Raw genomic sequence first — 15,120 nt, 5'->3', positions numbered from 1 at the left:
AGTATTGCTCATAGAGCACAAAAAGCGGTAGATTTAACGGTATATATTTATCTATTTTGCTAAAATAAACTATTAACCTATATATATTAATATATATCAAATAATCAACTTACTAATTATTAACAAAGGTAGTAGTTATGTCAAACAAGAATAGCAAAATCTACTCAAAGAGCAACAAAAAGAAAATTACAGCAATCACATCTTCGATTGCACTCGTTTCATCCGCTGCCATCGCGGGAGGGGTTGTTGGTTCAAAGAGTTTGGAGCATAGTGAAAAAACAGGGAAAAATACCGTCGCAAGCCATTTGTATGCAACACCGAATTATCCAAGTATGTATAACGGCAAACAAGTTATTCAAATCAATTCAGGTGCTGCTAATTTTAAAAAGGGTGAGAATATTGCTGAACCGCAACCATATGTTTATTCTTTTGCTGAACTAGTTGAATCTAACTTCCAAGTTGATACCGCTTTGCAGAAAGCACTAAAAAGAGGTGTTAAGATGCAACTTAACGGTACATCTTACAATCTAAGCGAAGCGGATGGTTGAAGAGTTAAGACAGTTGTAACTAGTGGAAATGAAGCAGGAGTTTTTGTTCTTGAGAAAAATGGTACTTCAGAAGAGTATGCTTTCTATGACACAACTGGATACCACAACATTCCTATTGTTTGAAAAGATGAAAATCTAAGTTATACGAAAGGTGAGTTAATTCGGTTTTTTGGTCTCCTTCCTTCTACAAAAGCTAATGAAAAAAATCTTAACTCTAGTTTCCTTAGACTTGATTCAAGATCTGTGTTTGAAGAAAATGTAGTGAACTGAATTAAATCAGTCTTAAAACTTCCTTTAACTGATATTGGAGTTGCAAGAATTGGACATGAAGGAGATTTTCGACTTATTGTTTCTGGTAAGATTGAAGGCCAAACTCATGTTTATACCATCAATGGTCTTCCGAACATTCTTCGTTATGATGAAGAAATCAGTGTAAATGGTCAAACTAAACACAACTATGACTTTCTTCCTACTTTTGAAGATTTAAAACAACATAGTTTTGACTACAAAGAAGCAATTAAAGCGAAGTTTCATAATATCACTGAAAATAGTTTCTTTGGTGGTCTTCAAACAAACGGTGTTGATAAATTCCCGCTTGATAAAGTTATTCTTAACTCCGATGAGGGTTATCTAACTATTGAAGACCATGCTAGTAAAAAGGCCTACTTTGCAAATAACAATACCGGATATTCATATTTTGAACAAGAACGAGGAATTTCTACCTTACAAGCCGACAATGGTCTTGACCTAGAAGACTTAATCGATGAGATTAAAACCATTAGTAAATTTGGTACTGATGATTCAGAAAAGGCTGTTAGTCTTAATAATATAATTTCATCGAAAATCTTTACAGTGAATAATGAAAACATCCTTCTTAAAAAGAATTTCAATATTTATTTTAGTCGTGTTTTTTATTCAAGCAAAGCAAATAAAATCGTTGTGATTGATGAAACAATCAACAACAAGAAAGTGTTTGTTTTTAAGAATTTACCTAAAGTATCAAGATCAAATGGGGTTTTTAAAGATAATACCAATGGAGCAAATATTGATACGACAAACAACCTGTTTAGTCTTGCTCAACTTGCGAAGAACTTCGACTCTAATGCGACAAGTCCTGACCAGATTGAAAATCAAACTGTCAATATTATGAAGGAGAACCTTTTTAAGAATAAAGGGAAATATCTTGAAACTGTTTTTATACCAGATGTTGATACTAATGACCAAATTACTGTTTCTGATGTAACTAATACTAACACAAATGAATATAAACTAAAAACCGGTACTAAATATCCGAAAATTAAGAAGATACACTTCGCTAAAACAAACGAAGATATTTATATTCTTTATGGTCATAGTTTCAACAGTGAACGTGGACGAAAAATTTTTACTGATAATAAAGCATTTCAAAGAAATCAAAATAAGGTTGTTAAATTCTTTCTACCAGTTAAGGATGTCGACCTTGCTCAATTAAATGATTATGTAACAAACACTACTGGAATTAAAGATTCATTCAACAAGGACACTTCAAGAATCCTTCGATTTGAAGATAGTACGAATGGTGATAAATTCATCATTGTTAACACTGAAAACGAAACTGATGTATCGAAGATTCTTTTAATTTATGATTTACCAAAAGTAATTACAACTGATCTTGTCTTTAATGGTTATGACGATAAAGTTAACATTAATACTATTACTGACGAAGTAGTAAAGGAAATTAAGACTGAATTACCAAAACAAGCTGTTGATGCTACATTAAGTGTTACTTCTTCAACTGATATTATCCACAAATTTCTAAATGAGATTGCAAAACGTCATAACAACGATAACAGTAAACTTGAGATTGATGGAATTGTTTATGACTATGAAAATACAGTAAATAAGACTTATCCTGAAAATAGTAAGACATACTTTGATTTTGATCTAAAGAAAGATCGTAACCAAATAGCTTTGGTTAAGAATGTGAAAAACGGTTCATCTACTGTTGAAAAAAAAGAAGTTCAATTAATCGATGTAAAGAAACAACCTAAAAACCAACGTGGTCTTCTTCCTTCGAGTGTTGCTATCAAATGGAATGTCGATGACCTTCAAACTCTTGAGTTCATTAAAAAGATTTTAAAGGCCGACGATCATTCGACTACGACACCAAATAACGGTAAAATAGTGAAACAAATCAAGCAAGAACTACTTGATCCTACTTTCATCAGAAACTATGTTGGTTCGATTAATGAAGGAAGAATCATTTTTGAACCAAATGAGGGAATTCTTACTTATATTGATGAAAACCTGCAGGAATCTGTCGTTTTTTATGGTCTTCAAAAAGTAACAGATACTTCATTAATGTTTGAAGAAGAAGGTAAGAGACTTGGTTCAAATTACCTTGGATATGTTATTGACCAAGCGGTTAATAACTTTAATAGTGATTTTACAAATGATTACAATAAATATAAGAATTTAAATTTTGTTATTAATCAAAATAATGGAAGACGGACAGAGTTTGGTTTATATACAATTGATGCTTCGGCTACCGCTGAAACTTTACAAAAGTTTTCGAGTGATACTGGTCCAAATAACGGTGAACGTAGTTTTGAAACTGATATTTATCAATTAACTAAGGATCGAAATAAGATTAAAGTTTATGATGATATCCAATATCTACAACCAAAAACTGCAAATGCTTTATTCCGTGGTACTCCTCCACTTGAAGAATACCGTCAACTAATTTTAAAGGTTCGAGATAAACATACATATAAGGATGGTGTTTCACTAGATGAACTAAAAACAATCGCACCAACCATTGTAGATCGTCTTACAAAAAGTGCGAACGATGAAAGTTACTACTTTTATTACAACAATATGGGAAGTGTTCAAGGAGCTCATAACAAACCGGCTGGTGCTCTTCTTGATACAAAGGTCTTCTTTGTCACAAAGAAGAGTAAGGATGGTAAACATGATTACCAATACCTTGTTGTAGCTGGTTCGAGAGAATATGAAACCAAAACCCAATATGCCATTCTTCCGATTTACGACTTACCAAATATTTATGAAGAAGATGAAGTTGTCGATAAAAACAAACATCCAGGAGTAAGTTTTACTTTCCCAACTAATGATGAAATCATTAGTAAAAATGGTAATTATCTTGAAGCTCTAAAGGATAAACTAAATAGTGCTAATATCTTCAACCAAGGGACAAAGATTTACGACTTTGACTATCGCATTTCGCCGAACGAAAATAATCGTTTCACTGTTGCTGAAACTAATATTCAATATCTGGTTGGTGATAATAGTAAACGTAACTATGTACAACTTTACACTGGTGTGGCAGGAGCAAATTTCGGTACCATTATTTTTACTAAAAATGGTAGTCGTATCCCTGATTTTTCGAGTATTGAGTACTCAAAAACAACCGATCGGAGCAGCGATAAAGTAACCTATGGTTATTGAAAAGCATTCTCAGGGAATGATACAACTGAGAAGAAGAAGCAACTTGAAGCTCTATTTACACAAGAATTTAAAAATAATAATAAACCATTTAATATTACTGCTCAAACTACTGTTGATGTCGACTTTCCTAATGCTCGTTTTGTCATCTATGAAAAGGGTAAAAATAGTGCTGATGGAAAGATTCTTGTCGTTTATAACATCGCTCGTGTTGCTGATGAAAAAGAAATCTTTACAACTAAGGATAATGCAACGGGTGAATATGAACTTGAACTTCTAAAACCAGAAAACGACACTAATCTTAGAAGAACGGTAACTGACCGATTTACAAATAATAAAGCAGCTTTAGTGAAGAATAATTTGTTCCTTGGTATTGATGTCCGAGATAGCACTGGAACTGAACATTTTGAACTACAGTTCGTTGGTGATCGTCCAATTATTGTCGCAAACAACAAACCGGTTTACTTTGTGACATTCAATCACTTTAGTCAGGTACCTGATAATGTGTTTAATAATGAATCTGATAAGTTCCGTAAATTCATTACAGATAAATTAGTCAATAACGAATTTACTAATCAACTTGATATTAATGATACTGATGAAGGTGTTCAAGTTGTTAAGAAGTTTTTCGACGATAGAAAAACATCTGATTCTGGTAAATACAAAGATGTAAAGAAAATCTTTAAATTAGGTCTTAAGTTTGTAGCTGTTGGTGAAGACAATGGTGAAAAATATTATTATGTTTTCAATAACCTTCCTTTGTTTGTCTCTGACCAGTCTGAACAAGTTCGTTGAGGAACAATATATGAAGCGATGGAAGCGGTTGATAATAAAGGTAAGATTCGTCCTGAACCTAACCAGTTTATTGTTAAGAAATTTATTGCTGAATCAAAAGGGATTCAATTTCCACTTCAAGCTGGTCAAACTGGTAATATCCCGTTTGGTGAACATAGAGTAGATATTGCGAACACCACAATTACACTTGAATACAATGCGAACCATTCTGTGAGACTATTTAAACTAAGAAATAGTAATAACCAAGATGTCGATGTTTTTGTAGCAAGTAATAATGCAGTACCAACGGTCGATACTGCAGAATTTTCTACTCTTTATAACCTTAATACTAAAGCAGATATTGATACTTTATTTAACATCGTTGCTAAGATTAAAGAACAAGAAAAACTTTCAACTGAAGAGAAGAATGGTAATAAGATTTTTGATGCAAATACAGCTCTTAGCAGTTTTAATAAAATTAAGTTAACTGAAACTGAAAATGGTCGCACCTATACTTATGACAAAGCAATGGTTGACTACGATAGTCAAATACTTTGATTAATTGATACATCTAAGAACCATGCTAAAGCATATACCGGATTTGTTGCTACATCAGAAACCTATATCCATGATAAAGGTGAAAATAGTCTTCTTAAAATTGATGAAGTTGTTGAACGTAGTTTTAATGTAAGAACCATTATTCAAAACTACTTACTAACTCAAGGTGGAAAAAACATTGACACTTTTAATTTCCCTGATAATGATGTTGAAATCAGAAAGGTTGATGAATACTATGTATTAAAACGGAACGGTGATGATAAGACCCTTGTTTTGAAGGACATTACTGTTTACCATAAGGATAATCCAATTGAGGGTGATAAACTAATTCCGAACCATAAACGTCAGTTTAAGGTGATTTTTGATGCTCTTTTAAAACAGAAAACAATCATTAAATATAGTGATTTAGTTCGTAGCATTCCAGCGAATGATCAATCTGATATTAATGTCTTCATCGACGATTTAAAGGGTAAAATTGGTAACGAACAAGATCCTTATCTAAGGCTAGTTGCAAGTAATGTTAATGGTCGTCCTAACAATAAAATTGTTGTTTATATTGACAATAAACAAACAAATAAACATGAAATTTATCTAATCGACCGACTACCACGAGATATTCTTGAAAGTAATATCCAAAATCCAACCGTTTACGACTTTATTAAGTACACAGGTAACGATGATCTAAGAATGAAGAATGCTGTCAAGAATGTTCTTGACCCTACAAACAATAAAACTAATTTAAATATTGAAGTTCGTGGTGAAAACTTTGAATTCAATAAGATTATCGTTGGTATTGACCGTGTAACAAAGAAAATTACTCTAAGAACCGAAGATGGTCGTGATCTTGACTCAAAATTCCTTTCATATATTCCTAATTACAAGCATGCGGAAATTGTTTATGGTCGTGAATCAAGTGCTTGAACGGTTTACGATGCTCTTGATATTAAGAACGAACTAAAGAAGTTAAAAACAGATAGCACCCTTGATAAAACTACTGATAACTTAAGAACACCGAGAACTGAAAACCAAATTCCACAAAAAGAAGCGACTGTTGCTTTCCTTCAATTACCCAAAATCGCTATGATGTTTACCAAAACAGGGTTAAACATCAACGATTATATTAGCAACATAAATAAAGTAAGTATTGAATACTATATTACCGAACTTGAACATAGTGACAATGACCGCATTATTATCCGTCGTTTTGACAGTAATAACAATGTCATCGAAGCACTTGTCATCACTAACTTTATTCGAGTTGTAGATAATACTCACACTGAATTAAATTTAAACGATGAAAATTTCTATACTGAAATTGTCGGGGGAAAATCAGCATCAAAAGCTATTGAAACAAAATTAACAAGTAATTTTGGAAATTCAGCACAAATTGATAACAAACTTGACCTTTATAAATATCCCAGAACAATGAAGGTTTCTAAAGATGAAATCCCTACTAACTATGTTGTTGAAGACACGACAAATAAATCGAGAAAGATTTATATTTTAAATACTACTGAGTATGTTGATGATGCGGTTGATATTGAACGTGAAATCTCAAACATTAAGGAATTTTATCAAACCCTTAATCGGATTAAGGGTGCTGCCAATCGCAACAATGATAAAGGAATTCTTGTTTCAGATTTAAACAATACTGAATTAACGAACATTGTTAATGAATACGGAGAAGGTCTTGATCCTTCTTCAACCTATGTTCGTTTTGATAGCACCAAAGAACGTCTTATCTTTACTAGTGAGTATAGTGCTACAAGTACTCGTAAGGCATATACGAAAAAGATGGTCGGTATTAATTTACCAATCATTATTGAAAGTCAAAATCTACATAATGGTAACTTACCAACCCTTGATCATCTCTTTAAAAATGTCAATAATACAAAGAGTGTTGATCAAGTGTGAAGTGAATTCTTTAAGGATAACAGCAATTACACTCAAACAAACGGGGAAATTGAAGTTATTGATAAAGCAAAACAATCAACTCCATATAAATTGAAGGTTTCAGATCTTGTTGTTGAATTCAATCTTGATAATTCTCTTCTTCTAAAAAGTGCTTCAACAAAGAAGTTCGTAAATATTATTGTTCCTGATAATATTGTTCCTGAAAATATCATCGCTTTTAATGCTAATGAAAAGAATGCTCATGTTGTCTATGATCTTCTTAAAACTGTTCCACTAGCAGAAAAAGACAAGGAGCTTACTTTCGATACAACTAAGTATCAACATCTACTGTTCTTTAGTGACGAAGGGATTCCGTCAAACTTCTTTACTAACACTAATAATGTAACAGATGCGATTAAGTATACTTATTATCCTGACCTTGACCGTGTTATCTTTAAGAATACTTATACTAACCATACTCTTGTTTATTACAATGTTCCGCGTGTTATTGAAAAGAAGGATGCTTACACTATTAAAGACATTGTTGATAATGATAAGTCAGTGACAGATTTCCTTTCAAATAAGTTGAGTAATCCGATGATGGAGAACGGAAAACAAAAGGAAATTAAATGAGGTTTCTATACTCTGCAACAAGGGACATCTACAAATAAACTTCGTGTAACAAATGGTGATCGAAACAGCGATACGATTATTTATGACCCAAATAATAAGGTTCAATTATACATACTTGATGACGAAAACTATCACATTGCAAATGAAAAAGTTAATGTTCAGCAACTTGTCACTAAAGTGTTTTTCTTCGAAGAATGAGCGAAGAAAGTAGACAAGGAATTCAGTGTTGATCCAAACCAACCTGATGTCACTCTTGGTGACCCATCAGTCACTCCTCCTAACTTTTTAACTGATATTATTTCAAACTTCTCACTTGGTAATATCGATATTGCATCGGCAAAAGCATTTAAGATTAAGAAGGACACTCAAGCAAAAAATAACATTATTGTTATTTATGGTGAAAACAAAACAACCCATGCGAAACATGTTGTTGTTCTTTCAGGTTTCCCACATGTTGAAGACCTAAAGCAAGGTAATGCAAAAGTTCCTACAACTCTTCAACTTGCTCGTACTTTTGTTGAAAAGTCAAAATGACTTGATGGAGATGCTATTTTAAACGAAGCTATCTTAGGTCTTGTCCGTGTTGGCCAAAACGAACTACTTAGCGGTGGAACTGATTTCCCAGCTGAAGGCACAAATGTAAGTATAAGTCGAAGTGCTGATGCGAACGATAAAGGTGATGGATATATATATCGTTATAACGGTAAGCAAAAACATATTGCAACGGAAAAGAAAATTCCAAAAGTTTATGCCCTTGAGACAACGGGAATTGTTAATAACAATGCTCTTATTGTATATGAATTTGATCAACTTTATACAAAGGCAAACAAGACTGATGGTGCTGTTCTTTACAAGGATGTTAAGAATAGTGAACTGCTTAAACGTCTTATTCAGTCTGACCGTAACAATAGGGATATAAAAAACGATCTTCTTAATTTAGATGACAATACCAAGATTATTTTTGACAAGGCAACTCAAAGAATTTTTGTACTTCAAGATGACTACCTTGTGATTTATGGTAACATCATTAAAGTTACGAGTTATGATACGATTTACGGACAGGGAAGACTCCTTTATGACTGACGTGAAGTAGTTGGTCAAAATAGTGAAAAGTCACGTCTAATCCTTCAAAAATTAAATGCACTTGGTGGTGACTCTCATAACCTAAATGGTTATATCCTAAAACCTCCTTACCAATCTTCAAACATCCAGAATGTTGATGTTTATACCATTAATACCGGTGTAGGTACTGATCTTGATCAAATTTTCTTTGTTGATCAAACATTGTATCTTGAACACGATGCTCGTAATTTTTCGTACACTAACCTTGTTGGAATGGTTAATTTGCTTAAACAAAAAGCGAGTCCGCTTTTTGATAACCAAACTAAACAATATATTTATCAAGATGTTAAGGTTGATACGATTGGTAGTGCTGATTTAAATAGTATAGTAAGTACACTTGGATTTAAGGAAGATGCGAATAATCTTGATGTTGGTCTTGCAAATGGCAACATTCTTGCTATTCGTGGAACAGATAGTACAACCAATAAGATTAAGGTTGTTAAAATCCTTATTCCACAGATATTTGATCTTGATCAGACTCATAAATTAATTGCTGATGATATTTCAAAAGCAAATGGTAATACTATTGAAGAGAAGATAGCCAATGCGACAAAGACTAATTTAATTAAGCAAGCAAAAGCGATCGCAGCTGAAAATCTAGAACTAAACAAACAAATTCGTAATCGTAATAATAGCATTACCGAATCTCCTGAACGTGGGGTATATAAAGAACCACTATTGAATGAAGATGAAAATGTCATCGTCGTTAACGGGGTTGAAATTCAATTAAATGATCCAAGTCTTGTTTTTGAAACAGTAAAAGATCCGAACCAATCGAACAAAACTCAAGTTGTGATTAAACAAGGAGATAAGATTCTTACTGTTATTGACTTTAAACAAGATCTTCCGGTTGTCCGAGTTAAAGAATGAAGTAGCACTAATGCAACTCCATTAATGACTTACAACTACTTAAAGAATATTGAAGAGAATCCTCTTTTTGATGAAAACATTAAAAACAATCAAAAAACTCTACTCTTTAAAGATCTCGATGGTAAAGTCAATAAGAATCTTCTTAACATTGACTTTATTAAAAGTGTTGTTGATACTGAAAACATTGCATCGTTCCGTGATGGTCAAGCGATCTTCACCATTGAATACAATAAACATCGGAACGAAATCATTCTTCGAGCACGTAAGAACAACCGCGAGGACCAAATTGTTTTTGTAAATGTTACAAAAGTAATTGATGCCGAACATTTATATCGCCATCACGAAGGATTTGTACTAGATGGTGGTCAGTCGCTTGACTCAAATAGTCCGAAACAAACCATTGATAACAAGATTTTAAATACTTCTGATAAGAACCTAAATGATAAGTCAAGTAATATCAAGGATGATATTTCAAGTTACTATGTGCGTTTTGATGTACCAGGAGAGGATGTTTCAGCACAATTTAAAGATGCTCTTACTTATAAATATCTAGAAGGTGGAACTGATCAGCCTGTTTATGTTTTTGACCGTAGTCATTATGAAATTACCCCAATTGACGGAAAGAAAACATATAGCCAAGGGATTGTAGAGTTCCTTCGACTTTATGAAACCGTTTCCAGTGTTGACTACACTCCTATTAGTGAAGTCTCATCACCAATTCTTATAGGAATTGTAAATAACTATGGAATTTCTGATGTCAAATTACATAAGCATCGAAACGGTGACCACGATGTCCTTTACATCATCGGTAAAAAAGAAATAACAAGAGATAGTAAAAAAGTGCTTGTTGACTTTGTTATTCAAATGAATAACCTTCCTATCGCGATTTCAAATCCAAAGGGAATTCCAAGTGAAAGTGCTATTCTAAATAACTTTGGTGATTTTAACGAAACGTTTAAACAGTCGCTTGAAGATGCTTCATTCTATCCACAGATTGAAAGAACTGATCCAAAAGATCCGAATAAGAAGCATAAAGAAATTGTTTATAGTGGAGCTACCCTTGTTGTACCACTTAAGAGTGTTGTACAACAGGATGACGGTTCTATCCTTATTACCGACGGTGCAGGTAACGAAGTACTTATTCCTGATAAGAACAGCACAAAGATTTACTATAGTTACGATGTTAATGAGAAGAATATTCTTCCAGGCGGAGCAATTGAAAATGGCCCACAAGACTACCGATTTAGTGATATAAGAAAAGCGAAGGAACTTTATGATCTAATTGACAATACAGGTCCGGTTAACAACACTCTTGAACACCCGCTTACTCCTGCTATTAAAAACCATCCGCTTCTAAAGAAGATTCTTGATGACTATATTAGTAATCATGTTAATAATTGAGATCTTTCGCTTGCAACGATTATTTATGATCGAAGTAAGAACTTAATCGTTATCCGTGATAACCAATCGATTAAACCACGTGTTCTTACAATTAAGAATACTCCTAAGATTATTGCTCTTAATGATCTATATGAAGATGAGAATGAGTTTGCTCTTAAATTAAACGAGAACAATTACGATGTTAAAAAAGTGCTTGAGCAATACTTAAATAGTCTTGGTCAGCAAAAAGAAAAGAACATAGGACGAAAAAAACCAAATAGTCAAAGTGTCTTTAGTACATACAACAATCTTCTAAATGTTAATGTAAAAAACGATCCTGTTGATGTCTCAAAAAACATTTATGGTTTCAGTTATGATGATAGTGTTACTTTTATTAAAGACAATAATGGTATCCCCCATCCTGAAACAAATGAAACGCTATATGTTATTGTTGATACAACTCATTTGACAAATAATGCTACTAACAAATATAACAATTTTGTTAATTTATATAATCAAACAAAACTATTTAAGGAAAATGAGATTCAAGTAGTAAATGATGTTATTGACAATCCTGAACTAAGAAATAAGATTATTGCTGTTTTTACAAATAATACAAGTCTTAATGGTACTAAGTTTATTTATCACAATAACACCCTAATTGTTTATGATCTCGATGCTTCTAATGTCATTAGTAACATTACAACCTTTACTTTACCAAGTATGGTTAATAATAGTGATGCATCATTTATTTCTAAGGATGACATTTATAATAGCAATGATAGTCTTCCGGACTTAATCCTTAAGCATTATCAAAACGACAATCTTTTTAAACGTGATGCAAACGGTAAGGTTCATCTTTCACCAACAGTCACTTTTAATCCCGATGAAGTTCGTTTTGTAGTTTCACCCGACGGTAAGACTGTTGAAATAAGACCGAAAGATCCATCACAAGATGATTCTAATATACAGTATCCATTAATCGTAATGGATACCTTTGTAGTGCCAAAACGTGCTGTTATTGATGCTATCGATAGTAAACACCGTATTCAAAACGACCTTGATTTAATTTACGATCTAACACATAATATTTTCCTAATTACCTTAGGTCAAGACCGATTTATTCCTTTAAAGGATAACTTAAAGGATAATCCTTATTTAAGGGATAAACTAATTGAAGTCTTCCAGGATGATGTCCCTAGTTGATTTACTGATGTCAATACGATGATTAAGTACGATCCAAATACTCGTGTCCTTATTATCGATGATAACAATACTGTTAATAACCATATTTTAAAGATTAATAATGTCCTTGCTGTTTTTGATAATGAAAATGAATATACCATTTTTGACGATGATCAAATTTTCCGTGAATTTACCCTTGAAAAAGCGAAGGAATATCGTGATCTAGAAGTCAAGGATAAAGAAGGGAAGACAGAGACTCAAATAAAAGCAGAGTTAAAAGAACTTCGTCGTAAGTGACAAAAGGATTTAATTCGAACAGCTTACCTTAAAGCGATTGGTCTTATTAATCAAAATGAATCCCTAAATGGATATAGCATTAATGTTAGTAAAGACATCGGGGTTCCTAATAATATTAGTTATGTACCACATACCGATTCAATCGTTAAGTATGTACCGAATGAAGTCGAATGGCGTGAACACTTTAAATTGATTGATACAACTAATAAGGAGTATTATTTCTTCCAAAGTCAATACTTCGCTTTCAGTCGACTTGATGTTAAGGAATTATTTATTAAAGATAATATCCGTTATAAAAATTTTGTTAGTGAACTAACGAAGAGCGGTGGTTTAACATTTAACCAAATCCTTGTTGATAAATATCCTGAACTAGCTCCAATTTATAATGAAATTAAAGAAGATGCTAACTTTGATGGAGTTGATTTAAAACTTGAAATAGGATCTTATAAAAATCTATCAATCACCGGTCGAAAAGGTAAGTATCACTACACCTATATTATTAACGATGCACCACCTGCTCTTTCTGAAAAGGATATTGGTTATCACATTTCAACCATTGATGAAGTCATTGATAATGCTGGAAACCTAAATGATACCTTAACTAAGGAACTCCTGAAACAAGATCGTTATCCAAGAAATAATGCTGGTGAAATTAATCTTGATGGTACTCTAATCAAACCAGAAGATGTTCTTGTCGAAGCACGGGATGACGGTACTGTTGAATTTAAAGATAAGCGAACCGATAAGGCTATTTTGGTGATTGAACCAACTAAGCGTATACCGAAGTTTAATGTCATAAAAGATTCAATTAAACTAGATGATGCGGTCAAGGCAAAACAAATTTACACCCTGATTAAACGAGCAAATCCCCTTATTCTTAGTCGTCCTGATGAAAAGAATCTTTCGAAAGATATTATTGAAAATGATTTCATAAATCAAAATGTTATTCTCCCGTACCAGGAGAAAACCCTTGATGATGGTCTTGTAAAGAGCTATAAGAATTGGACAGTCGAGTACAAACCAAATACTGACCAAATTATCTTTAAAGGACTTAATGAAGAAAGTGTAAATAGTTTCACCCGGGTAGTTGTAATTAATAATGCAATCAAGGTTATTAATGCTAGTGAACTTTATAACATTTTTGATGCGATTGATTACAATGAGAATGAACTTACTTTTAGTCCTTATATCAAAGTTCCACATAATGAAATCAACAAGCAATTAATAAATAAAACAAATATTGGCAATTACCTTGTTTCAAACCCAACCCTTGATACAACCAATACATATCATAATGCCCATGGTGACAAGGATAAATATGTTAATAATCAATATAACATAATTAAGGACGATGCTGGTCGATCGATTGTTATTATTGATGACCACCATTACCTTCCCTTCCTAAATGGAAAGGCAAGCGATGTTTTCCTTAACTATAATGGTTTTTACTTTATGAATAAAGTCTTAAGTAATAACCACGGGGAAATTGTTGACCTTGTTAATAAACCACTTCGTTTTGGTCTTGACCTTGTTAAGTATCTAAAGAGCATTGGTATTACTAAGACGAATAACCTAAAAGAAACGAAGATTAAAAAGATTAAGGACTATTTCGTCATCATCGGAGTCGATGATGACGGAAAGCAATTCATCTTGAAAGTCTTTAATCTTCCAAGCATAATGTCTAAGAATGAAACTCCGTTCTTTGGGATTGAAGATGTAATTAAAGCACGTGGTGATCAAGCGAAGGCTTATCTAAGCATTCTACAAGATGAAACTAAACATAAACGTGATAAAGATGGATTCATTACCGTCGGTAAGGAACGATTTAAACCAGATAATGTCGTTGTTGAAATTGATGGAAATAACAATGTTGTTGTTTACCCTAAGGACAAGAATGGTAAGAAAGGGGAAAAACCACTCTTTGTTGTATTAAATAACAAAGATCTCGACTCAATCATTGTTGACTTTAAGACAATTGATGGTTCAATCTATCATCCATCTTATCTTCAAGATTGAATTGTTTCACTGCAAAATGTGCAGTTAACAATTATTGATCCAAACAATAAACCTGAATTACTGCTTAAGGATACTAAATTAATTCAGGATTTAAACTTTATTAAGAATCTGCAAGAGGACTTTGATTTAAAGAGTGAACTTGCAACTATACGATACGATAGTGAAAGTAAACAAATTATTATCAAAGATAATCAACCAATCAATCCAAAAGTAATTATTATCCGTACCGATAGTTTATTGAACCAAGAGACTGGTCTTGAACATGTTGAATATCGACTTAACATCGATTACAACTTAATTTGAATCGTTCTCCTTTCAAACTTCGCTGGATTAATCATCCTTGCGGTGATTATTTCGATCATTATAAAAAAGAAAAAACAAAGAAAGTTAAATAAGAAATAGA

General features: G+C 32.6%; 1 protein-coding gene. It reads left to right on the top strand.

Annotated elements, in window-relative coordinates; genetic code table 4:
• The first annotated feature begins 137 nt into the window (after positions 1-137).
• On the top strand, positions 138-15,119 hold the full coding sequence (locus T416_RS0103265) for a GUMAP protein (RefSeq protein ID WP_031489381.1): 14,982 nt from the start codon (positions 138-140) through the stop codon (positions 15,117-15,119).
• Position 15,120: the final 1 nt, after the last annotated feature.

This window comes from Ureaplasma canigenitalium ATCC 51252, from assembly GCF_000712165.1.
In the GTDB taxonomy this organism is placed as follows: Bacteria; Bacillota_I; Bacilli_A; order Mycoplasmatales; family Mycoplasmoidaceae; genus Ureaplasma; species Ureaplasma canigenitalium.
The sequence above is the reverse complement of the archived record's forward strand: the minus strand, read 5'-3'. Positions and strand labels throughout refer to the sequence as shown.